The organism is Paenibacillus rhizosphaerae, assembly GCF_014192015.1.
GTDB classification, from domain to species: Bacteria; Bacillota; Bacilli; order Paenibacillales; family Paenibacillaceae; genus Paenibacillus_AQ; species Paenibacillus_AQ rhizosphaerae.
The window spans coordinates 1,676,685-1,700,602 of sequence record NZ_JACHXJ010000001.1 but is presented as its reverse complement, the minus strand read 5'-3'; the positions used below and the strand labels follow the sequence as shown (position 1 = coordinate 1,700,602).

The 23,918-nt window shown below is 54.2% G+C and carries 14 protein-coding genes; 3 read left to right on the top strand and 11 right to left on the bottom strand.

The features are described from left to right. Window positions 1–36 precede the first annotated feature (36 nt). From FHS19_RS07345 to FHS19_RS07310, 8 genes are all read right to left on the bottom strand, one after another. Window positions 37–903 carry a carbohydrate ABC transporter permease gene (locus FHS19_RS07345; protein WP_183580736.1) on the bottom strand — a complete coding sequence of 289 codons (867 nt, stop codon included), beginning with the start codon at window positions 901–903 and terminating at the stop codon, window positions 37–39. Then, the gene (locus FHS19_RS07340) at window positions 903–1,835 is read right to left on the bottom strand and encodes an ABC transporter permease (RefSeq protein ID WP_246426518.1); all 933 of its coding nucleotides are present in this window, start codon (window positions 1,833–1,835) and stop codon (window positions 903–905) included. Before FHS19_RS07340 ends, FHS19_RS07345 begins: the two co-directional genes overlap by 1 nt. 192 nt (window positions 1,836–2,027) lie before the next feature. Then, the gene (locus tag FHS19_RS07335) at window positions 2,028–4,325 is read right to left on the bottom strand and encodes a helix-turn-helix domain-containing protein (protein ID WP_183580730.1); all 2,298 of its coding nucleotides are present in this window, start codon (window positions 4,323–4,325) and stop codon (window positions 2,028–2,030) included. 305 nt (window positions 4,326–4,630) lie between these two features. Beyond that, window positions 4,631–8,332, bottom strand: coding sequence for a DUF4450 domain-containing protein (locus FHS19_RS07330; RefSeq protein ID WP_183580727.1), 3,702 nt, complete (start codon window positions 8,330–8,332; stop codon window positions 4,631–4,633). Beyond that, window positions 8,322–10,592, bottom strand: coding sequence for a glycoside hydrolase family 88/105 protein (locus FHS19_RS07325; protein WP_183580724.1), 2,271 nt, complete (start codon window positions 10,590–10,592; stop codon window positions 8,322–8,324). The genes FHS19_RS07330 and FHS19_RS07325 overlap by 11 nt, the downstream gene beginning before the upstream one ends. 11 nt (window positions 10,593–10,603) lie before the next feature. Continuing rightward, on the bottom strand, window positions 10,604–11,896 hold the full coding sequence (locus tag FHS19_RS07320) for a Gfo/Idh/MocA family oxidoreductase (RefSeq protein ID WP_183580720.1): 1,293 nt from the start codon (window positions 11,894–11,896) through the stop codon (window positions 10,604–10,606). A gap of 17 nt (window positions 11,897–11,913) precedes the next feature. Then, the gene (locus FHS19_RS07315) at window positions 11,914–13,035 is read right to left on the bottom strand and encodes a glycoside hydrolase family 88/105 protein (RefSeq protein ID WP_246426448.1); all 1,122 of its coding nucleotides are present in this window, start codon (window positions 13,033–13,035) and stop codon (window positions 11,914–11,916) included. A 432-nt stretch (window positions 13,036–13,467) separates the two neighbouring features. Then, a complete protein-coding gene (locus FHS19_RS07310) occupies window positions 13,468–14,073 on the bottom strand; it encodes a TetR/AcrR family transcriptional regulator (protein ID WP_183580714.1) in 606 nt (201 codons plus the stop codon). Window positions 14,074–14,313: 240 nt separating this feature from the next. On the opposite strand from FHS19_RS07310, the gene FHS19_RS07305 reads away from it, so the two are divergent. The 3 genes from FHS19_RS07305 to FHS19_RS07295 all read left to right on the top strand — a co-directional run bounded on the left by FHS19_RS07305 (window position 14,314) and on the right by FHS19_RS07295 (window position 17,450). Continuing rightward, entirely contained in the window at window positions 14,314–15,795 is a 1,482-nt protein-coding gene (locus tag FHS19_RS07305) for a DHA2 family efflux MFS transporter permease subunit (protein ID WP_183581494.1), read from the top strand. Between the two features lie 153 nt (window positions 15,796–15,948). Further along, entirely contained in the window at window positions 15,949–17,184 is a 1,236-nt protein-coding gene (locus FHS19_RS07300; RefSeq protein WP_183580711.1) for a cytochrome P450, read from the top strand. 26 nt (window positions 17,185–17,210) lie between these two features. Next, entirely contained in the window at window positions 17,211–17,450 is a 240-nt protein-coding gene (locus FHS19_RS07295) for a DUF362 domain-containing protein (protein WP_183580709.1), read from the top strand. A 92-nt stretch (window positions 17,451–17,542) separates the two neighbouring features. On the opposite strand, the gene FHS19_RS07290 is transcribed toward FHS19_RS07295, so the two are convergent. The 3 genes from FHS19_RS07290 to FHS19_RS07280 all read right to left on the bottom strand — a co-directional run bounded on the left by FHS19_RS07290 (window position 17,543) and on the right by FHS19_RS07280 (window position 23,916). Beyond that, entirely contained in the window at window positions 17,543–20,002 is a 2,460-nt protein-coding gene (locus FHS19_RS07290) for a family 43 glycosylhydrolase (protein WP_183581493.1), read from the bottom strand. Between the two features lie 123 nt (window positions 20,003–20,125). After that, complete coding sequence (locus FHS19_RS07285; protein WP_183580706.1) at window positions 20,126–21,886, bottom strand: glycoside hydrolase family 2 protein; 1,761 nt, start codon at window positions 21,884–21,886, stop codon at window positions 20,126–20,128. After that, window positions 21,883–23,916 carry an alpha-L-arabinofuranosidase family protein gene (locus tag FHS19_RS07280; RefSeq protein ID WP_183580703.1) on the bottom strand — a complete coding sequence of 678 codons (2,034 nt, stop codon included), beginning with the start codon at window positions 23,914–23,916 and terminating at the stop codon, window positions 21,883–21,885. Before FHS19_RS07280 ends, FHS19_RS07285 begins: the two co-directional genes overlap by 4 nt. Window positions 23,917–23,918 lie beyond the last annotated feature (2 nt).

Sequence of the window (23,918 nt, the reverse complement as noted above, 5' to 3'; positions counted from 1 at the left end):
ATTTGAAATCGTCCCGGCAGCTTGCTGCGATAGCCCCTACTCTTTCAAGGAGCCGAGCATCGCGCCCTTCACAAAATACTTCTGCAGGAACGGGTACGCCAAAATAATCGGTGTCGCGGCAAAGATAATCGTGGCCGCCTTCAGCGTGGTCGTGTTGTATCCGATGTTGCCCAGCATGTCGGCGACTTCGAGCGTCTCGGGAGTCATAATATATTCCCTGAGCTTGACCTGCAGCGGATGCAGGTCCGAGTCGCGGATAAACAGAATCGCCCGCTGAAAGGTGTTCCAGTACCCTACGGCGTAGAACAAGCTGACGGTGGCGAGCACCGGCTTGGACAAAGGCATATAGATTTGGAACAACACACGAAAATCGTGGCAGCCGTCGATCTGTGCCGAGTCCTCGAGCTCTGAAGGAATGCCCATGAAGAAGGTCCGGATGATTACCATATTGAACGTGCCGATCGCGCCGGGCAGGATCAGCGACCAGATCGAATCCAGAAGGCCGAGCGATTTGACCGTCATGTAGAACGGAATCAGCGGCGCGTTGAAAATCATCGTAATGACGATCCCGAACATCACATGCTTGCGGATAAGAAACTTGGCGTGCGCCAGCGGATACGCGGTAAGAACGGACAGCAGCACACTGACGAGCGTTCCCACGACGGTAATAAACACGGTGACGCCAAACGACTGCCATAAATCCTGCCTGTGCAGGATATAAATCCACGAATCGGCCGTCCACTCGACCGGGAGGAGAAACACCTTTTTCGAGTCAGCGGCAACCGGCGAGCTCAGCGAAACTGCCAGCATTTGCAGGAGTGGAGCAATCATTGTAAAAGCCGCTGCCGTTAGCACAACATAGTTGACGACGGTAAACAGTTTTTGACCCAGCGTTGTTTTCATCACCATAACCCCTGCTCTGTTTTTCTGGCTAACCTGTTAAAAATCCACAGCAATATAAAGCCGATGATCGATTGGAACAAGCCGATCGTCGTCGTCATGCTGTACTGCCCTTGCAGGACACCGGCACGGTAAACGTAAGTCTCGATAATATCCCCGACCGAGTAGGTCATCGGCGTCAGCAGGTTAAAGATTTGCTCGAAGCCGAGTTCGAGAAAGTTGCCGATGCGAAGCAGAAACAGGACCGTAATGGTCGGCAGCAGCGAAGGCAGCGTGATGTATAGCGTTTGTTTCCACCTGCTGGCGCCATCCACAACCGCTGCTTCGTACAAATTCGGGTTGATGCCTGCCAGCGCGGCAAGATAGATGATTGTTCCCCATCCGATCTCTTTCCAGATGCCGGAGATGACGACAATCGAGCGGAACATTTTCTCCTGCTGCATGAACAAAACGGGCTCATAGCCAAACCAGCCCCGAACGACGTTGACGATTCCGCCTGTCGCAAGCAGTTCAAACACAATGCCGCCTACAACGACCCAGGACAAAAAGTGAGGCAGATAAAAGATGCTTTGATACGTCCGCTTCATGACCATGCCGCGAATCTCGTTGAACAGGAGCGCCAGCACGATCGGAGCCGGAAATCCGAATACGAGCTGGTACAGGGCGATCAGCGCCGTATTGCGCAGCACTTTCCAAAAATCGGGATAAGAAAAAATAAATTTGAAGTTGTCCAGGCCGACCCATGGACTCGCCCAAATCCCCTTCATGATCTGATAATCCTGAAAGGTGATGATGCTCCCGGCAAGCGGAACGTATTTAAATACGATGTAGAACAAAATGCCGGGCAAAATCATGAGATACAGCATCCAATGCTTCCTAACGTTTTTCAAATAACGGTTCCCTGATTCCCGCTTCCGGTTTGCCTGACGGGGCATCTCATGAGAATATGCCATCCCCTTATCGACCGCCTTTCTTCCGAAATGAATCTTGCGATAGCGCGCTTCTAAATCATACGGTCCCCTTCAGGCTCCCGGCAATGAATCATTCGGTTTTGGCATGAGCAGATAAAGAAAATCCACCCAATTGAACGTTTCGCTCATCGGATGGAGAATTGGTTGATTGCCCGTTTAGACGGGAAACTTGTTATACTTCTTGTGCTCCCGGTATTTTCCGGGGGTAATGTCCTTCAGTTTGCGGAATACCCGGATAAAACTGTTTTCATGCTGATACCCGACCATTCGGGCGATTTCCGATAGCTTGTAATCCGTTTCAATAAGAAGCTCGCCGGCACGCTCGACACGCAGTCTTGTCAGATAATCATGAATGGTTTCTCCCATCTCCTGTTTGAACAGTTGGCTGGCCAGGCTCACGCTGATCGGAACGGAAGCGGCGATTTCCTGCACGCCGATATTTCCGTCCAAATGGCGGTTCATGAAATCGACCATTTGCTGGACCATCATAAATTCTTTGCTGCCGCTCAAACTGCGGAAGTGGTCCGACAGACGGCAGGCTTCCCTTTCCAGCAGTCGAAGGATATCGTGAAGATCCAGCGTTTCGAGTTCCAGTGCAACCTCCGCTTCATCCCATCCTGAGCCGGATTTCATGCCATCCAATTTGAGCAAACCTTTCCGGATTGCCGCCAAAAATGCCAGCGCTTCGGAAGGAGACGGCTCCTGGTTGCCAAGGTGCTCGCCAAGCCGTCCGAGCATTCGGAGCGCCTGCTCCGTTGAACCTGTCTGCACGGCCTCGAGCAGATTCGCCGTTTGAGCTGCATCCTGTATCGGTTCCGCCGAATGTCCAGACATTTCGATTTCCCTATACGGAATGACTGTACGGTAGCCGAGATAAAGACGGTAACTGACGGCGGACTGCGCCTCATAGAACGCAAGCCTCAGCTTCAGAATGTCATCGAAAGGCAGGCTGGCACCAATCGATATGTCCGTTCGCAGCATGCCCTGTGCCATGCGTGTGGCTTCACTGAGCCGATGCAGGAGATCGGGCTCCTGCCCGTCACGGCCAGATGCGTGCTGCACCAGCAGCGCAAGTTTATCTCTTCCGAGGTCAAGATTCACGCAGCGGTAATCGCTCGCAAGCAGCTCCTCTACAATATTCAGCATGGCGTATTTATACAGAAAACGGTCGTTGTCCGAAACGTTCTCCGCCCACGCCGTATACCGGTCGATCGAAATGACGATGACCCGCAGAGGTGCATCGGTCCATTCCTGAAAATATTGGCGCCAGCGAGATTCGATTTCCCGCTTCCCGGACAAGTTGCCCATCGCCACGTCCTGCACAAATTTGGAGGCGGCTTCCGATTTCGTCAGCCGGATCTGCCGGGACAGCTCTTCATGTGACGTTAGCAGCCGGGACGTAATGCTTTCCAGCTTCCCGAAATCCGCTCCGTCCTCGTTCCGTTCATAATCCGCCAGAAGCTTTCTCATTCTACGAATCGGCCGGAACGAAACGTAGTGGATATGAAAAATAAGCCATGCGCCAAGCACTAGTGTAACGAAAGAAACGAGAAGTACGACCGTTCGGATCGTTTTCGATTTGGCCAGCACCTGATCCTGGGGCACGATAGAGACGTAATTCCACTGCGTGATCGGCGACGGATTATAGGTCAGCAGCAGCCGTCTGCCCTCATGGTTGAAATCACCATACAGCTTATCGCCAAGACGGCCGATCGTTTGATGGATCGCCTGCTCGCCAATCAGATTGCTTCCGAGAGCATAGACGAGATTTCCGTCCTTGTCCAGGATGTATTGGGAGTTGCTAATCGGCGAGACGCTGTTGAGGTGCATCTGTGAAAACAGCACGGAGCTGTTGAAATTCATCGCGATCAGTCCTCGGGTCTGGCCCTGAATCACGATTTTACGGAAATAAGTCAGCTGGCTTCGCCCCTCATGATCCGAGGAGGCGGACAGCTGTCTTGATTTCACCAGCATGGGTTGTTCCTTAAGCTCCTTTTCGACGCCGACCCAATCCGAGTCCGGAAAGGTGCTGAACCTGGAGCTGTACCCCTGCGGATACGCAATGAAGCTGCGGGTGTCTATATTGAATATGTATACGCTTTCTAAATAGGGCAGATTAACGACGATCGACTTCAAGTAATCGGTCAGCTGTTTCATGTCTCGCTGGGACGCCTGCGCTTCCTCCGTTAAATACCAGTAGACCCCGTTGTTGAGCGCCAGCTTGATCGCACTGCTGTCCGTGTCCTGGATGTAGCCTTCGATAAAGTTCATTTTATCGCTCAGAAGCTGATGATGCATCTCGCTAAGTTCACTTTGCAGCACTGATTTGGACGTGTAATACGAGGTCAGGCTGACCGCCAGTATAATTACAAATACCGCAATCGTGAGGACAAAAACCAGCCTGGCCTGCGTCGTCGACAGCAGCGTTTTTGCCCAATTGGATAGCTTCATCATCGTTGCACATGCCTCCCGACTAACTGTATGTTCTCCTAATGTTACCACATACGTCCCCGGTTCAATGACATGAAATTGGAATTAGACCGGATTTTTTGTAAACGCCATCATTTCGGTAAGGCAAAGCTGTCTCCCTTAGCCCCAATGGAAAATAGCTGGTTGCGGTATAATTTCAAGCTTGAGCAAAGCAAAAAACCGGGCTTGCGCCCGGAAATTTACAGGATAAAGCAGCGTAGCAGGCGGCAATGATCAGCCGATGGCCTGAGCACCTGAGTTGCCTTGGGCTTCAGGTCAGAACCACCGTTTTAGATCACGACCGTCAAGCCAAGCACGCCGATAATGATATCGTTCGCTACTGCCCGAATTTTTACCCGGTCAATGTCTTTCGGCTTCACGGCGATATCCTTCACCTGCGCGTAAAGCGATCGGGCATAGATTGGGTTCAGCTCATGCCAATCCGGGCCATCCGGTTCGTCATAGCTGTCATTCCAATGCTCCGAGTCACGAATATCGCCGATGCGTAAGCGGTACATCGGAACAGGGCCGTAGACATCCCGGTCACAATCCCGCTCCGTCTCCGGTCCTTTCTCCATGGACCTGAAGTCCTGCGGAGCTACCAATGGGTGGATTTCGGCTTCACCGTCACGGTAAATGACTTCAATGTCCGCGTTGATAACGCCGCACTGCATTTGGTTCGTATAGCCGGTCAGCAGCATATAGATCCGCCGTCCGCTGCAGCCGACCGGGAGCTCAAGAGAATCCGGAAACACGTCCCAGCGGGAAGCAAAGGCACCGTTGGGTACCTGCGGGTTCCGCTGCTGCAAAAAAGATATCCCCGTTTCCGTCACCACAAGCCCGTGATCGTTTACCTGGCGGCTCAGCAGCCGGTCGTTGATGAGTTCCATGCCGATCGATCGGGTTACGCACCAATTGGAAGGAATTAAATGGATCGGAACCTGCAGCGAGCAAAAGGGACTTCTCGGCGACAGATACTCCTTGCGGAACAGATCGCCGGCTCTCGCGTTAAAAGCCCGATCGATCGGAATATGGCGCAGCTTCACACCATCCGGTAGCTTTAGGGTCCAATCCGTGTACAAAGCTTCCGCCTCCAATTGTTCCCCGTCCGGCAGGGATAACTTCAACGGAAAGCGGTTAGTCCCCGGCAGCGCCTGTGCCCCGTTCATCCGAAATGTCAGCGGATCGGTACTCTCCCCTTGCCTCAGCCCAATCGGGTAGGAAACCTGCCCGAAGGACGCTTCGAATTGCAAGTATTCCTGCGTATGATTGGTGAACCGTACCCGGAACTCTTCATTTTCCGGGCTCCAATCGACAGACTCGGTCTCGATAGGCTGCCGAACGTCGATATGGAGCGGCTCCCATGATGGCAGGCCGTGTTGTAGGACGCGAACGAAGGACGTATGTCTCCCAACGGCATCCTGACGGACTGCACATTCGATCGTATCCTCCCCTGCTTCAATCGAGGTATCCCGAAACACGCCTTGCGGATCGTAAATCTCCTTGGCCAGCATCCCTTCCGGCATTCGCAGCCTCAACCTCCGGCCGGCGGCGGCGGTAAGCTCAGGAGGCATCGCTGTGCGTGCGGTCCCTGAGTAACGAACGGACAAGCTTACCTCCTTACCCGCCGGCAGCTCGATTCCGTCCACGATAAGATAAGATTGTCCGATGCCTGCTTTTAGCTCGAATGACATAGGCGATCCGTTTGCCTTGGCAGACAGCACAGTTGAGCGAGCCTTCAGCCTCACCCGCAGCGAAGCCTTCACGGACGACCGGAATACATATGTTTCGGTCTGGCCTTCCCGGCTGTAGCTGTACCCGATTTGCTCCGAACAGAAGGACGCATGTTCCCATCTCTCTGGAAAATTGGGTGAAATTTCGTACCGGCCATGCTGCAGCTTCGCCTGTATGCCGTACAGTCCTTCGGTCACCGTTCTGGCAAACATGCTGGATGTATCGGTAAAGTCAACGCTTTTGCCCTCGTATACGCACATGAACGCTCCCGGGGACACATGGCGGGAGGTAGAGTCGCAAATGGCGCCGAGCAGTAGCTTATACCCCTCTTCCGCCTGCCCGATTCGGTAAAAGCTCAGTGCCGCGTGCAGGACATCCGCATAATCGATGTCCCGGACGCTCCAAACATAGGGCGCCCAATTGCTGTTCCATACGAGCTCTCCCAGACCTTCGCTGGTTTCTACGGCAACGCGCTCAAGCACGTGCTTTGTGTACTGCAGCGTCTGATATATTTGAAAATCGTCCAAAATGCCGGATTCGATCGTATGCACGATCGTCGGCAGACTGGTCGAAGGATGGACCAATTTGGCGCCGTATCCGTCTTGCGATTCCGCGATATGTCCTTCCCGGACGAGCCACAGCCTGCCGTGCACCGCTTCGCGAATTTGCTGCGCGCGCCGGCGGAATGGCACCGGATCTTCGCCCAGCTGTCCGGCCAGCTCCGCCGCGCCTAAATGGGCGCGGTAATTATAAGCGGAAGCTAGGGCGCAGCCTGCTCCCGAAGCAAAAACGCCGTCGCTGGCCCAATAGTTGGCGTAGTTTTCGTACAAGCCGTCGCCGTCAGCGTCAAAGCACCGTTCCTCCCAAGCCAGATGCCGTTTCAGCGCGGGGTAGAGCTGAGCCGCGAACGTCCGGTCTCCCGTCCATTCCCACTCCATCAGCAGCTGGTCCATAAACACCTGCTGCATATCGTATTTGGCCGTCCCCTCCATGCCTTTCGTGTAAGGAATCATCCCTTCACTGACGAAAACGCTGCGGCCGCTTTGCCTTGCCAGCCCGAATTCGGGATCGGGGTCCGGCCGCCCGGTGCCTCCGGAGCCACTTTTTAGCTGCATCCCGATAAAGTGGCCGGCCGCCGCTCGTACACGCTCATGCCAGCCGAGCTGAATGGGTCCATACATGCTGCGCCAGCCCGACAAGCGGCTGTTCCAGGACCACGCTCCGTGAGCGAACACCGGGGACAGCCAGGCCCCTTCCAGCGCGGCACAGGCGGTTCGGAGCGCTGCGTTCAAGAGCTCGCTCGGCGTATTGACTGTCGCGGTTGTCGCAACCTGTTCGTAACAGGCGGAAGCGTCCTGGTACAGCTGCTCTGCTTCGGAAACCGTGAGTGGAACGATCTCTGCGTCGCCGTAGCGAAGCACAATGTAATGCGGTCTGCTCCAATCCGTATCCTCACCGCTTTGGAAGACGAGCAGCGGCCTCTTCGCAGACGGATCCATATTCGGTAATGGATTCACCGGCGAAGCACTACCGGATTCTTCCGGTCTCGCCCCGAAATCTTGTGGTGCCGATCCAGGATCGGAAACGTAAACCGATTCGCCGTGAAACCACACCCGAGTTTCCATGGCGTTCATAACCTCAAACGTGCCGGGCATTGTCGTTTGTCCCGTGATCCGGCCGCCCTTCATCCAACCAGCGGACAGCTCGAAGCCGTCACCGCGTGCCTGGATCTTGTTCCCTTCGCAATCGGCCTGTTTCAGCTGCGTCACGTCCTGAGGCGTGTAGCCGGGGTCCAGCGTCCTGGCGTGGGTCTGCCCGGACGCCCCGCCGTATGCCGCCGCGACCGTTAATCCGTTCAGGCCGCCGGGGGCGTCGATCTTCACCACCATCCCGCCTTCTGCCGCGAGCGGCATCACCTCCAGCCGCAGCATTCCCCGCGGTCCAAGGATCGGGTCCGTAATCTCGTATAGCATACGTGCCCCGTCATATCCGGCTTCGATCCGCTCACATTTGCGCAGCGGTTTTATGGTCCGCCCGTCCCCGAGCCCAAGCAGCAGCCGGCCCCCGTCGCCGGGCAGGAACATCATCCACTCGGGAAGGTCGCCCGCAAAGACGCGGAACCGCTTGCCGATATCCGGCAAATAGGCGCCGTACAACGCCCGATTGTATACTTGAGGTCCGTTTGCGACACGAAAAACCCCGTCCTTCGTGTGATATGGCGAAGGGGTTCGGCCAGACAGATACGTTCTATTCGGCATGGGCGGCTGCTCCCTTCGCTGGCTCTGACCGGGTGGCGAGATAGGTCCGGAGCCGCTTCGTTTCGATGCCGGCAAGCAGTACGATTCCGATGCCATGCGTATCGTTGAGCAGCCAGGACAGCCGCTCCTTGTAATAGAGCGGTGAGAAAGAGTAGCCTGAACCGCGGCAGACGCCATAAATATTGCCGTGCTGATCGATGCAGTGCCGGGTCAGCGCCTCGAATCCGCGCAGCGCGGCATGTGCGAAACGGCCTGCATCCGGAAGCCATCCCTGGCGGACGCCTTTGGCGAAGGCATAAACAAACATCGAAGTACATGAAGTTTCCGCGTAGGAATCCGGGTCGGTCAGCACTTGATGCCAGAGTCCTTCCGTATCCTGCAAAGCTGCATAACCGCCGCACAGCTCCCGATACCACCGGAGCAGCTCGCTTCGCCGGGGATGATCGTCCGGCAGAACGTCCAGCAGTTCCGTCAGCGAAAACAGCACCCACCCGTTTCCCCTTCCCCAAGGAACGGTACACGGCTTGCCGAAACGGATGTTATAGACGTGATGCATAATATTTCCCTCCGGCATGTATAGACGTTTTCGATACAGCAGGAACTGCTCGGCTGCGTCGTCAAGAACATGCTTTTCTCCCGTCAAAGCAAAGTATTGGCACAGAAACGGCACGCTCATATACAAATCGTCGCACCAGATCGTATTCACCATCAGCTCGCTGAAGCTTCGGAGGCGGTACAGCGTCCCGTCCTCCAGCCGGTCCTGCTCCTCCATAATGTACCGCGCGATTCGTTCTGCCGCCCGCTCGGCACCCGGAAGGGTTCGCTCTTTATGCGCCCGGAGCATGGTCGCGCCGAACGATCCGCAATCATCCAGGCTGTCGATGAGCGCCAGTTGATGGTTGGCTCCGGGCGCGCCGTGTCTCTCGGCATCCCACAAGACCAGCTCGTCGATCGAAGTGCACTGCCCGATATGCTCTGCCGCATAATCGATGTAATCGCTGCGCCCGAGCTCTTTGCCGGTTTCAAGCAAACCGTACAGCGTCACCCCAAGCGGGTAGTTCCAACGGCCGAACAAGCGGCTTTCGGTATAAGGCCGTACCCGCATGTTCGGCTGGTCCGTTCTCCAGAACGTGGCTTCCGGGCCTGTGCCGAGCAGCCGTTCGACTGACGCCGACTCTTCTGCCAGGGGAGGATTTTGGAAGGGACCGGCGAACAGCCAGCAGCCCTCCATCCCTTCGACCGGATGCGGCTTGATCCAGCGAACGCCGCTGCCCTCCTCCAACGGATCAAACTCGAACCCCCATACGTTTCCGCGGCCAGCCGACTGGACGATGATGTTATGGACGCCGATGCTTAAGGGAAAGGCGGCCGTAAAACGGCCGGTGTCCTGATTCGCTTCGCAGACAAGGCGGCCGTCCGCGAATATGCGAATCGTTCCCTCACTGTTTCCGGATAACCTGACGGTACCGTCGTAAGAGGGCCTAGTGCAATCGAGCTTCGCCCAAGCCATTCCCGTCAAGCCGTTCCCGCTGCCTAAAATTCGTGTAAACGCGCCGGCCCGCCGTTCATCATTCGTCCATTCCCTCCTCGGCAGCCATGCAAACCCTGTCTCCGTTTCAGAGAACGCTTCGATGTTCCGGCCGGCAAACAGGCGGACAATGTGGGGGTCCATGGCTTGTGCGGAAACCTCCTTGACATTCCCCGGCACAAGCCGGTTCCGAACCGGCCCTGTGTAGATCCAACCTTCCTGGCCAACCCGCTCCGAACTTGGTGCAAGAAAATGAATGGGCGCTCCCTTGATCGAGCCTGTACCAAAGACAGCGCCGCAGCCTGTGGCTGTTTTTTCAAATTCGAGGACAAACGAATTCCAGCCTTTGCGCAGCTGTCCGCGAATATCGGAACGGGTGTCCGGCAGCACGTCATCACGGTGATTGGATTCGAAAGCCAGCTGTCCATTGATAAACAGCCTGGTGTGGCTGTAACAGCTGATCCGGAGGGGCTGGCTGTCCTCATCATCCGCCCACAATTTGGCCCAGGCGTAAACGAACTCTCCTTCCTGCAGGTTCGGGAGTTTGGCGTCGGCGTTCATATCGTATCGGTAATCCGGCATCCGGCGAAAGCCTTCCGCGTTCATCGTCCTGTACACCGGTGCCTGCGGCGGGTTCTCCCCGATGTACCGATTGGCGATGGTCGCCAGCACCTGTGCCTCGGTTGTCCATCCCCCTTGACCGATCGCATTTCTTTCATCAACGTAGCCCATGGCGAACCTCCCTATCTAAATTTGACCAGGTCGTCAATTTGAACCGCCTGTCCCGTCCTGATCGCGCGGTTGGCTGCAATTCCCGTCAAAATCGATTTTGCGCCGTCGATGTGGTTGGCAGCCCGCCGAAAACGGTCTTCCACCGGGTCTCCGAAAATATCGCGTAACAATGCCGGATCGCCTCCGCCGTGACCGCCCGCGGCCAGCTCCACCTGAACGTCGTACGGCTGGCCGAACATCGGGATGACGCGGATCGATCTTGTTTTGACGGCGCCTTCCTGCGCCTTGTCTCCTCCCGCATTCACGTAGGATTGCTCGCCGACGGCCATTTCGATGCGCCCTTTCGTACCGTTAAATGCGATTCGGTAGCCTTCCCACGGCATGTAAGCATTTAGCGAGTACGTCAGAATGGCGTTGTTTTTGTAGCGAACGAGGACGCCCATCGTGTCTTCGATGCTGATCCCATCGCTAAATACGCTCCGGTCACGGATGTAGCCGTCCTCTTGCTCGGCATCCAAATACAGCGCCTTCAAGCTTTCGCTTTGATCCATATGAAGCGCAAACGGGTCCTCCTTCGCGTTCGGGTGGCCGGTCGACCGGTCATAGAATGAGGTGGCGCCGCGCTTCTCTGCGTTTTCCTTCCCGTAGAACAGCAAATCGCCGAATGCGAATACCGTCTCCGGCTCGGAGCCGATCCAGAAATTGACCAGATCAAAATGATGCGTCGATTTATGCACGAGCAGCCCGCCGCTGTTGCGTTTATCCCGGTGCCAGCGCCGGAAATAATCCGCCCCGTGCTTCGTGTTCAGCAGCCATTCAAAGTGGACCGAAGTGACCTGCCCGATCGTGCCGTCCGCAATCAGCTCCCTTGCCTTGGTATGATGCGGAGCATACCTGTAATTGAAGGCGACCCGCACGTTACGACCGGTCCTTTGCACGCAGTCCAGAATTTGCTGGCATTTGTTCTCGTCAACCGTCATCGGTTTTTCCGTAATGACGTCACAGCCCAGTTCCATCGCCCGGATGATGTATTGGTGGTGCGTCCGGTCAACCGTCGTGACGATGACGGTATCCGGCTTTTGCTCGGCGATCATACGGTCGAATTCACTCGCCGGATAGGTTGGAACCGGACGGCTTCCGTATTTTTCCTCAAGCAGCTTGTTGGCGTAATCCATGCGCGTCCGGTTCGTATCGCAAAAAGCAAGCAGCTCCGCCGTTTCCTTATATTCCGTAACCAATGCAGAATAAAAAAATTGGGATCGTCCTCCCGTGCCGACCAGCACGTACGTTTTTTTGTTTGGCATCTCCTCATTGTCCTTTCCTATTCAATTTGCTGCTGTTCCAGCAGCTCGGTTTCGATGGCAGCCATCAGAAACGACGCCGTTCCTTTCGGATCGTCCTGCCTCGTCGGTTCGCCTATGTAATAGTCATAAGAGCCGTCGCGATATGGTCGCCCGCCAAGTCCCGCGACCTTGCAAATGCCGTTAAGGTGAATTACGCCGTTATCTTCTGAAACGCAATGAGTGATTAACCCTTTGAATCCCCGCTGTGCCGCTTGCACCGCTTCACCCTGCAAATAGCCGAGACGGCTGCCCTTGGCCAGCGCGTATACGAACATGGCTGAAGCGGATGTTTCCAAGTAATTGCCTTCACGGCCCCTTTGATCCAAAATTTGATACCATAATCCGGACGATTGGTCCTGCACACGAATGACCGCTTCCGATAGACGGTGAAACAGACCCACTAGCAGGCCCCGCTTTGGATGGTCCAGCGGCAGTTCATCCAGCACGTCGGCAGCCGCCATCATAAACCAGCCTATGGCCCGTCCCCAAAAGTGAGGTGAACAGCCTGAATCGGGGTCCGCCCAGCGCTGTTCTTTGCTTTCATCCCAAGCATGGTACAGCAGCCCGGTTACTGGATCCCTGGCCTTTCTTTCCATCAACTCTACTTCCCTTGCCGCTTCATCGTACCAGGAAGTTTCTCCGCTTAATGACGCATAGGCGGTCATAAAAGGTGCCGTCATGTAAACGCCGTCCAGCCACATTTGGAACGGATATATTTTTTTATGCCACAGCCCCCCGTCGCTTGTTCGCGGATGACCTTTCAGCTGCAATGCCAGCAGCTCGATCGCCGCCTTGTATTTTCCGTCTCCGGTTTCATGAAGCAGCGCGAACAGCGGTTTGCCCGAATTGATCTGATCGACGTTATAATCGTTCAAACGGTAGCCGCGAATGGAGCCATCCTCCTGAACGTACAAATCCATGTTCGTTTTCACATAATTGAAATACCGGATGTCGCCCGTTTTGCGCCACATTTTTTCCAACGCGGTGAGCAGGCAGCCGATTTCATAATTCCAGGACAGGCGCGAATAAAAAGGCAAGTCCGTAACCAGCGGGTAGCGCTTTATGAAAGAACCCGCCCATTTTTCCGACCAGCGCTCCATGTACATCTCCCCTTTCTGAGCTCCATCCTAGACGGCGCCACACCTTGACGGCAACCGTTCGAATCACCATCAGATAGGCCATTCCCTCATCATGCGGCCGTCTGAAGGATCGGTTTATTTCCCGCAGATTCGGTTGATCTCAACGGGATGGCTAATAGAAAAGGCCGGGCGCTGTAGGCCCGACCTTGAATTCTTTATTTAACGTTTATTAGTTTATCCGTTTTTGATTACCTCGAGCGCCTTCTCCAGTACCGTGTCCCTTCGTTGGTACAGGTTCTCCCTTTTCACCGGAACTTCGATATCAGGAACGATGCCGATATTCTCAAATGGGTCCCTGTTTGGAAAAAAAGAGCGGATGGCTCCGACCATCACAACAATGTTGCCGTCATCGAAATGCTGAACGACCGGCTGCTAACTCCTGCATCCAGCAATTCACTCTCCCTTGGTTTCAATCCGGCTGCGCGTCAGCAAATAAAACTGCTTGGCGAGAAAGGCCGGTGTGTACGGCATGTCATTGCGCAGCCAGGCTACGATCGTACCAATAAGGGCTGCAGATCCATGCCAAATGGCGATGTCCTTGGGAATACCTGCTTTGTAACAAAAGGATTCGGTCCCCATCTCTTCGATTCTTGCCGAAATTAATTCGGTCAGCATATTTAACAGCCTCTCGCTGAATATGGGCGCGCGCCGTGATCCCAAGATCACCTTGTAAAATTTGTGATGCTCCGCAATATGCTCCAGCAGCCGCAGCATCATGAACCAATCCTCTTCCTCGGTAACAGCCGGTTTTTCGGGCTCGATGCCCACCGCCTGCTTGAAATCTTCGATCATATCGTCGGCCATTTTCTCCAGCATGTCGGGAATATCGCGGTAATGCAAATAAAAGGTGACGCGGTTAATGGTGGCGCGTTCGGCGATCCGGCTGATGGACATTTTCTCGATATCCATCTCCTGCAGCAGATCGATAAAAGCATCCTTGATGAGCTGCCTTGTGCGAAGCACTCTGGGATCGGTCGGCTGTTTGGAAACGTCGCGCATTTTCTTCCTTCCTTTCTTCTCGCATGCCTAATAGACAATTTACTAGGAATTTGCAGTAAATCTTATCACTAATCAACATTTAAACGGCGAAACGAAAACTAATTTACATTTTTTGTGAAAACGTTGTTTGTAAGCTCCAACGGTTCTGTCTATAATTTCATTTATACAATGTTAATTATCCAACACATTGTAAATTAAGTCTAGAGAGAAAAGAAAGGAAGGAGTAGATTGAGTCATCATATGAACACAACCAGCAGTTCCGTCAAGAAGGGCCCGATTCTAATCATTATGATTTTGGGCGCCTTTCTCGCAACACTGAATCAGACGGTCATGAGCGTGGCCACCCCGGAATTGATGGTTGATTTCAACATTTCGGCCACCACGGCTCAATGGCTGACCACCGGTTACATGCTGGTCAACGGAATTCTGATTCCGATTACGGCTTATTTCATGCAGAGGTTCTCCACCCGCCAGCTGTTCCAAGCTTCGATGATGATCTTCCTCGTCGGGACCATCGTATCCGCCCTCGCGGTTAACTTCCCGGTTCTGCTCACGGGACGCATGATTCAGGCGGCAGGCGCCGGTATCATCATGCCGCTGTTAACCAACGTGATTTTGGTATTGTTCCCTCCGGAAAAGAGGGGCGCGGCTATGGGGATGATGGGACTCGCCATCATTTTCGCCCCAGCGATCGGCCCGACGCTTGCCGGCTACATCCTGGAAAATTTCAAATGGCAAACGATGTTCTACGGCATGATCCCGCTTGCCGTTATTGTCATTATCTGCGGATTTATTTATTTGAAAAATGTATCGGAGACGGTCCGCTCCAAAATGGACGTCATCAGTGTTGTTCTGTCCACGGTCGCATTCGGCACGCTGTTGTACGGTTTTAGCCTGGCAGGAAGTAAGGGATGGTCCAGCTCCGAGGTGCTGGTGTCCATTGCCGTCGGCGTTATTGCCCTCGGGCTGTTCGTATGGAGACAGCTTGTTTCCAAGAAACCACTGCTGGATCTGCGAGCGTTCAAGTATAACATGTTCTCCCTGACCACGGTGATCAACATCATGGTTACAATGGTCATGTATGCGGATATGATGCTGCTTCCGTTGTACCTGCAAAATGCTCGCGGCTATTCCGCCCTGGAATCCGGGTTGATGATGCTCCCGGGAGCACTTGTGATGGGACTGCTGATGCCCGTCACCGGCCGCCTGTTTGACCGCTTCGGCGCCAAATGGCTTGCGGTTGCCGGATTGATCATTACAATCGCGACCACAGCCGGGTTTATCAACTTGACGGATCATACCACCTATGCGTACCTGCTGCTCATGTCGACAGGACGCCGTATCGGGATGGCGCTCCTGATGATGCCGATCCAGACCGCGGGTCTCAATCAGCTGCCTGCGCGATTAAATGCACATGGAACGGCGATCTCGAACACCGTGCGTCAAGTAGCCGGTGCGGTTGGTACGTCCCTGCTGGTTACGGTTATGTCCGACCGGACGAAAACGCATCTGACGGACATGATGGCGTCCGGTGGCGCTGCGGTGAATCAGAAGCAAATGGTTCTGGAAGCGACCATCCAAGGAATTAACGACGCCTATGTTGTCATTATCGGCATCGGCATGGTCGGGCTGCTGCTCTCGTTCTTTATCAAGCGCACGTCTCGGAGTATGGAGAATACATCCGAAGCTGTGATCAAAAAAGGCGTCGTGAGTGAGGCCTAAGGGTTCGCCCCTGTTCTTGATCTAACCGTTATATCCGGAAAACGGACCTTTAGGCATGGGTCGTTCGGTCGTGGTTCCTCTGCCGATTATATGTTAAATTAACATATGTTAATTTAATCATAACCAAAATAATTCAAACCGGGAGGGAGTATTATGCAGAAGGAAATTATCTCCTTAGCTAAAATCACCCAATTTCGATCCGCCGTGGAAGAATTCAGTCCCTTTGAATGGTACAGGCACCACTTGGAACATGAACCGATCAGCTACAACGAGGAAACGAATTGCTGGAATGTCTTCCGGTATGAAGATGTAAAAAGAGTACTGAGCGATTACGAATACTTCTCCAGCGTGAGAGCCCGGACGACGATCAGCGTCGGCGCCGATAATGAGGAGGGTCAGCACAACTCCGGACGTGTCGATCTCAGTTCGGATCCTCCGGAACACCGCAAAAGCCGCAGCCTGCTGTCGGCGGCGTTCACGCCAAGAAGCTTGAAGCTGTGGGAGCCGCGTATTCATGAGGTGGTCAGCCAGCTGATCAAGGACATGGGTGACGAACCGGTCATCGATATCGTCAAGAGCTTCTCCAGCGCGCTGCCCACCATCGTGATCGCCGACCTGCTCGGCGTTCCGTCCGAAGACCGCTATCTGTTTAAAGAATGGGTCGATCATCTGTTCCTCCCTCTTCCGGCCGACAACGTCGAAGACGTTCAGGAGCTGAAGCGGCAGGCGGCCGTTAATTACTACAACTATCTCTATCCGCATGTCATCGCCAAAAGAAGCCAGCTCACCGATGATATTATCTCCGATCTGATCCAGGCTGAGGTCGATGGCGAACAGCTGACCGATGATGAGATTGTCCGGATGACCATGTTCATTCTCGGGGCCGGCATCGAGACGACAAGCCATCTGCTGTCCAGCACGTTCTATTCCTTCCTGTATGATAACGACCAGATCTATGGTGAGGTCCAGGAGAACCGCGAGCTTCTTCCGAATACCGTGGAGGAAATGCTCCGCTACCGGTTCCACATGGCGAAAATGGACCGTACGGTGAAGCAGGACAATAACGTGCTCGGCGTAGAGCTTAAAAAAGGTGACGTCGTCGTAGCTTGGATGAGTGCCGCTAACCTGGACAAAGAGGTTTTTGAGGACCCGTTTACGCTGAATATCCACCGTTCCAACAATAAACGTCATCTGACATTCGGCAACGGTCCGCATTTCTGTCTGGGCGCACCGCTGGCCCGGCTTGAAGCCAATATCGGCCTGGGGCTGTTCATGGACCAATTTGAGCGGATCGAGCCCGTTCCAGGGTTCAAGCTGGAAGATAACCTGACCCCATCCGCCGCCGGACAGACGCTGATCTCTTTACCGGTACGCGTAATCCGCCGGTAAGCATTTCATCGAAAGGGTGAGACCAAATGCCTTATGTGATTACCTCGGGCTGTATTGATGAGAAGGCGGCAGAATGCGTGGACGTTTGTCCGGTAGACTGCATTGAGGAAGGCCCGGACCAATTTTTTATCGAGGCGGATATTTGTATTGAGTGTGGTGCTTGTGAGGTAGCTTGTCCGGTGGGAGCCGTGTTTTACGATACGGATGTGCCGGAAGAAGAAAAACATATGATCCAAAAAGCGGAGAACTTTTATAAATCGAAATAATGCTATCATAAGAACAGCCTGCCGATCCGTTAATCGGCAGGCTGTTGCTGTTAAGGACAATACGTAGAGATCGGAATTCTCTCTATTACGGCTTATGGCGATATTTTAAAGTTATCGAAATGCGTATGCTTATTGGCCGTTCTGACACCTGCTTTGCCATGCGTGAACGGGTTTAGACTGTTGTCCGTGTAATCGATCTTCGGCTGGTTCATATCATCCACGTAAACTTTAATGTTCGTCCCTTTCGCCACAACTTTCATATGGTACCAGGTGTTTGTCGCATAGGTTTGCGGCGCACTTTTGATGAATGTCCAGCTGTAACTCATCTTGCCGAGGTTAACCCCGCTTGTCGTCAAATAGGCATAGTAGCCCTGAAATGCGTCATAGTTGTTTTGCCCCCGCTCCGAGCCATGGGAAGGATTGGACACCCTGAAGAGCAGTCCACCGTCGCCTCCTGCGTCGATCATTTTGATGTCGGCTTCGACCGTATAATCCGCCCAGTTCGCGTCTCCGATCGTGGACTTGGCCGGTCCCGAGCTTCCCGCGCTGTACTCACCGTTCTCTACAGCCCATGTCCCTTCAAAGCGTGTCCACCCATCGTCATTTCCATCGTTAAAACCATCACTCAGCATTGCGACCTGTACACTCTTATGGAACGTCATTCGTGAGAAATCGGCCTCGCCTTTAACGAATTCAACCCGAAGCTCCCGCTGTCCGGCCTTCAGGTAGACTCCCTTCTTCGTTACGGTCTGCCAGTTGTCCCAGTCCCCCGTGCTCGGCACGTCGATGATGCCCGTAACATCCGTCGAACCGTCCCACAGGCGGATTTGCACGCCGTTCATCGTCGTGGCCATTCGGAAATCGATATCGTAATAACCGCTTGATTCCACGTTGACCTTGTATTTGTACCATTCTCCCGTTTGATTCCAGCCCAGGTTAAACAGCCCCTCGCTATTGAGACGAATATCGCCCGCGTCCGTGCGGTACGCGCCGCCGATATTGTTCGCGGTCGTGTCATGATAGGCGACACCCTCGCCTCCTTTCATGTAGTGAACCGCTTCGATCGTGCCTGGAACCGGTTTGTAAGCATCCCATGCGCTGCTTCCGTTTACATCGTTACTGAAAGCGGCATAGCCGAAATCCGCATGCGTATCTTCCGTTAAGACACCGATTTTACCTCCGCCCAAATTGGCCGTCCGCGTCCCTTTCAGCATGCCGTCCACATAATACTTAAAGGTCGTGCCGGATTTCTCGATGCGAATGCTGTGCCATTTCGTGTAATCGAAACCTGCCGGCAGGTCGAACGTTTGCCACGCCTGATCCACGCCGTTGATCCGGAAGGACGTCGCAAGGCGGTTATTTTTCGAGCTCAGCAGCGCGACGCCATAATTGTTCTCGTCCGTATAGGAAAAGGTGGCGCCGTATCTCGGGCTCGCGGAAGTGCCCCGCTTCATTTCTTTCGTATTGAACTCAGCCGTATAATCGGAAGAGCTGGACGCCGACGATAGTTGTTTGTACCAGATTGTATCCCCAATCGAGTCCTGCCACATTAGCTCCTGATTGTAAATGCCCCAATGGCCCCCATGGATATTGCTCCACCCGCTGCCGATCGATGTCCGGTCGAAATAATCATAGAATGTAGGCATCGCCGGATCGGGCTGCGGCGTCGTAGTCGGACCTTGAACGATCATTTTGTCGTTGTTCCAAACGATGCGGTCCATATTCAGATGGCGCAGCGGTCCGACCACACCTGGCCCCTCCAAGTTGTGATACACGATGTAATGGGTATCGAGGTCAGGGCCGACCACTACCGTGTTATGGCCAAGCCCCACGGTCGGGCCTTCCGTGCTGATTAATGCCGGATTCAGGCTGTCGGCAACGTAACCGGACCGCGGACCTGTCGTACTGACGGCATAATCTACCCGATAACCTTTGCTGAACACGTGATTTCCTGTATATGTCATATAGTATTTACCATCCCGCTTGAACACGGTTGCCCCTTCGGTCCAGCCTCCCATGCCGACGCCCGTAGACGAGCTCGCTCCGATCGAGGTCGGGCTGCTCATCGGCGCCGCATCGATACGTCCCTGTCCGGCGTGGTAGAAGCTGAACGATCCGTCATCGTCGATAAAGACATGGCCGTCGATCGTTTTGCCAAGATTGCCGGTAACGACGTTGAACGGACCGATAGGACTTGTGCTGCTGAGAACGTAATGACCTTGGCCTGCCGGCGATGTATACATGTAGAACATGCCGTTCCAATAGACAACTTCAGGCGCATAAGCGCCATGCGTAATCGGGTCCGTTGCGGCCAAACCGCGGTAAGACCAGTTCACCAAGTCCCTGGAGCTCCACACCTTAACGCCGTCATCCGTATCTCTCGTACTCACATACAAATAGTAATATCCGTTAAATTTCAAAACGTAAGGATCTCCGAGCCCATACTGCCCCCATTCGTCAGGCAGTGTTCTCGGGTTTTGATAGGCAAAGGTTTCAGTAGGCACCGTGGTGATCAGGGAAAATGTAACCGCTAGCATCATTAGCCATCGCATGGATTTCACTAAGATATTACCTCCCTAATTTGTCCGAAACATTACGCTTTTCATGAAAATGATCTGATAACGGCAAGAGCCAAAAGAAAATGTTTCCTTTCGGCTCTTGGTGTTGTTGCGCGGTCATGCCATATTAATCTGTTTCATTTTCTCCAACGGAAATTTCGGCGTACGGTCTTCCATCAGAAGTCCGTTTATTTCCTGCTGTACATCCGTTAGCTGTGTATAGCAGTAGCCGGCAATCGAATCGACGCCCTTGATCGCCATCGTTAATCCCTCGAACCGGTGCAGAAACTCCTCTTCGGTAGAGACCTGACGGCCGTATCCCCAACCTTTGTCTGACTGGAACGCAATGCCGCCGTATTCGGTGATCATAATGGGCTGTCCCTGGTATTCATACCCCTCGGCGAAGGCGAATTTCCATTGGTTGCAGGTCGTCTCGCAATTTAAGACAGCCTCCAGGTTCGAGTACCGTTTCATGAACCCGTCTCCATTTTCGACATAATCATGCAGCGTCAAAATATCGGAAACGGTGTGCTCCCAGCCATCGTTAGTGATGACCGGCCGGTACGGATCGATCGCTTTGGTCAAATGATAAATACCCTCGGTAAATTTCTGCTGTCTCGGGTCGCGAAGGACCGATGCAATCCCCCAGGATTCATTAAAGGGAACCCATGTGATAATACTCGGATGATTGTACTGCTGCCGGACGATCTCCAGCCATTCCTTCGTAAACGCCTCGACCGCCAGATCGTGGAATTCGAAGGTCGCAGCCATTTCGGACCACACCAGCAGCCCTTTCACGTCGCACCAATAGAGGAAGCGGGCGTCTTCGATTTTCATATGCTTGCGAACGCCGTTATATCCCATCGCTAACATACTGTCGATATCTTCGATAAGAGCCTCCTCGCTCGGCGGCGTCAAATGGCTGTCCGTCCAATACCCCTGATCCAGGATCAGTCTTTGGTAGATCGGTACGTTATTCAGCAGCACCCGGCCATGCTCGATCGAGATTTTTCTCATCCCGAAATAGGAAAAGGCGCGGTCCACCACTTGATCGTCCAAAGTTAGGACAAACTCGACATCGTACAGATTCGGGTGCTGCGGAGACCAAAGGCATTTTTTCCACGGCCCGTTCGCCTCATGAATCAGATCGACTTCCACCGTAAGGCAGGGGCGGTCAATCACTAAGCTCACTCGCTTCACGGGCTTGCTCTTCAATGTAACGATCGCCTCCAGCCTCAAATCGCCTGATATTCCCACCCCCTCCACTTGGTAATCGAAGCGGACGATGGACCGGTCGACATCCGGCGTAATTTTGACCGATTCCAGCCGCTGCTCCTCTACATACTCCAGCCAAACCGTCTGCCAAATGCCCGTCGTCTGGACATAAAAGCATTCGAAATTGTTCTTCGTCCAGCGCTGTTTACCGCGCGGTTGGGTGCAGCTCTCGCTGTCCTCCGCTTTCACCGTAATTTGGTTGTCGGCGCCGAAGACCAAGTAAGGCGTGATATCAAAGGAAAAGGCGGCATAGCCGCCCTGGTGGCTGCCGGCCATCCGCCCGTTGATCCACACTTTGGCAACGTGATCGACGGCTTGAAAATGCAGGATGACGCGTTTTCCCCCGGCTTCCATCGGGATATGTACTTTTTTGTTGTACCAAACATAAGGGTGGAATTCTTCGATCCCGATTCCGCTCAGCCGGGTTTCGTACGTAAAAGGAACGTTGATCTTATGAGTCTCAGCGAACGTCGCCTGCCAGCATTCCTGTTCTCCCGCATTAAGGTCGTCGAATCGGAAACCCCACTCTCCGTTCAGACTCACCCAGTCGCCCCGTACGAACTGCGGGCGGGGATAATCCTTGATATAGCCTCTGGTTGTCATTCCGCCACTCCTGCCTTATGCTCTGTTTTGAGTTCTACCGCATAAACCGACGTTTTCCGTAAAGGATATCCGTCCCGCCAGGCGGAGACCGGAACGACACGGGGCACGCACTGGATGCGGTCCGGTTCGAAAACGGAGTTAATGTCTTCGAAAGAGTCGCCTGTGATTTCATGTACAATGGTGTCACCGAAAGGTTCGAATGAACGCAGGTCAAGCTTCGCCTTAACTTCATGCAGGCTGCGGTTCACAATCAACATAGTGATGACACTCCCGTCCTCGTTTACGCCGGCGGTCACGTCCAAGTTCGGTACGGCATCAAGCCCAATACGCGTCTGCTTCGGTGACTGAACGGCAAAGGTGCCGCACGCCGCATCCACCGGCAGGATCCGCCGGATGTCCCGGTTGGCGTACAGTTTTAACACTTCATAGGTCGGCGTTCCGTACACCGTAAGCGGCAAGCCGCTCCAGCCGGGCTTCTTGCCGCGGTATTGGTCGGCATAATAATCGCCCACACGGATGCACCCTCCAAGCCAACCGTTCACCAGATCGGAGAAGCTGCCGATATGCACCATATCGCTGCTGCGCAGCATTTCATTCAGGTTGGCGGCGTTGGCCACGGCGGCCCCCAGTGTATGCTCATCCGGCAGTCCTTTGCGGACCGTGTTCGGAAAGTACATGGTGTTGTACTCGGTGACGGCGAGCTTGATATGGCTATGCTTTGGATTCATGCGTATGAGTTCCTCCGCCTGCCGGATATCTTCGCGGGTCCATTCCGGGAACGTTGCGATGGCTTTATATCGTTCTTCTGCCGGCGTATCGCGGTTCATTCCGAAGCGCCCGAAGCCGTGGTATAGGTGCATCGTCAAGTAGTCGATCTGTTCGCCCGCAATATCGAGCACCGGCTTGTTCCATTCCGGATCGGTATGCCCACAGCCCAAGATGAAGATAGACGAGTCGACCGCCTTCATCGCTAGAGCGAACGCCTTGCAGCGCTCGGCGAATTCGTCGGCGGAGCAGGTTCCCACCTGCCAGTCGCCCCATACTTCGTTGCCGATCTCCCAATACCGTACGTTATACGGATCGGGATGACCGTTCGCCGCCCGCAGCGCTCCCATCGGCGTGTCGATGCTTCCGTTGCAGTATTCCACCCACCGTGCGGCTTCCTCGGCCGTACCAGAACCGTCGTTGACGGAGATCAGCGGCTCCACCTGCAGGTCTTGGCAAAACCGGATAAATTCGTCCGTCCCGAAATACTTGCTCGTCCAGCCTCCCCAAGCTTCGTTGTACATCACTGGCCGCTCCAGCACCGGACCCACGCCATGTTCCCAGTGGTATGCGCTGATGTAATTTCCCGAGAGCCGCATCATTCCTGCATTCAGCGGCCGGGCCATATCGATCACCTCGCGTTTCACCAGGCCAATGCTGTCCTCGGGAAGCAGAGACACGTGATCGAGCCACAGCATGCCGGTGGAAACATGGTCGGTCCAGCGGGGATGATCTGCCGGAACATAGACGCGGATCTCCGCGTCGGCACAGCTTCGTGAGACGGTCAAGCTTGCTTCGTATTCCTGCCAATTGTGGCTTTTCAGATCCATCTCCACACGTCCCAGAAACTCCTCCGTTCGCCGGTCCACCGCTTCCAATACAATATAGCGGAGTTCTACGGATGCGCGGGCGACAATCCGAACCGTATAGGTCATCGGTCCCTTTAGCGCAGCGTGCTGCGCAATTCCTGCGTATGCCTCATCGTCGCTCATGATCCGGATGCGCTGTGCGCGGCCGGAATGCCTGAGGGCAGGCGCTTCGAGCGCATATTGCGTATTTCGTCCATTTGTAAAAGGAAACCAGCTTCCCGATACGGCGCTCTCTCCGGTTTTTTCGCTTTCAAAATCCATATCTTTTAAGGGAAAGGCCAGCATCGCTTCCATATGGTCTCGAATATCTTCCACAAAATGCCCGAAAAGATAAGGGCTGACCGTATGTTCACCAGGCCGGCTGCAGTCGATTGAAATTGTCGCATTCGTTTGCACAA

Excerpts from the sequence above, each read along its gene's own strand:
- FHS19_RS07345 (WP_183580736.1), bottom strand. The coding sequence starts at position 903 with ATGAAAACAACGCTGGGTCAAAAACTGTTTACCGTCGTCAACTATGTT.
- FHS19_RS07340 (WP_246426518.1), bottom strand. The coding sequence starts at position 1,835 with ATGCCCCGTCAGGCAAACCGGAAGCGGGAATCAGGGAACCGTTATTTG.
- FHS19_RS07335 (WP_183580730.1), bottom strand. The coding sequence starts at position 4,325 with ATGATGAAGCTATCCAATTGGGCAAAAACGCTGCTGTCGACGACGCAG.
- FHS19_RS07330 (WP_183580727.1), bottom strand. The coding sequence starts at position 8,332 with ATGCCGAATAGAACGTATCTGTCTGGCCGAACCCCTTCGCCATATCAC.
- FHS19_RS07325 (WP_183580724.1), bottom strand. The coding sequence starts at position 10,592 with ATGGGCTACGTTGATGAAAGAAATGCGATCGGTCAAGGGGGATGGACA.
- FHS19_RS07320 (WP_183580720.1), bottom strand. The coding sequence starts at position 11,896 with ATGCCAAACAAAAAAACGTACGTGCTGGTCGGCACGGGAGGACGATCC.
- FHS19_RS07315 (WP_246426448.1), bottom strand. The coding sequence starts at position 13,035 with ATGGAGCGCTGGTCGGAAAAATGGGCGGGTTCTTTCATAAAGCGCTAC.
- FHS19_RS07310 (WP_183580714.1), bottom strand. The coding sequence starts at position 14,073 with ATGCGCGACGTTTCCAAACAGCCGACCGATCCCAGAGTGCTTCGCACA.
- FHS19_RS07305 (WP_183581494.1), top strand. The coding sequence starts at position 14,314 with ATGAACACAACCAGCAGTTCCGTCAAGAAGGGCCCGATTCTAATCATT.
- FHS19_RS07300 (WP_183580711.1), top strand. The coding sequence starts at position 15,949 with ATGCAGAAGGAAATTATCTCCTTAGCTAAAATCACCCAATTTCGATCC.
- FHS19_RS07295 (WP_183580709.1), top strand. The coding sequence starts at position 17,211 with ATGCCTTATGTGATTACCTCGGGCTGTATTGATGAGAAGGCGGCAGAA.
- FHS19_RS07290 (WP_183581493.1), bottom strand. The coding sequence starts at position 20,002 with ATGCGATGGCTAATGATGCTAGCGGTTACATTTTCCCTGATCACCACG.
- FHS19_RS07285 (WP_183580706.1), bottom strand. The coding sequence starts at position 21,886 with ATGACAACCAGAGGCTATATCAAGGATTATCCCCGCCCGCAGTTCGTA.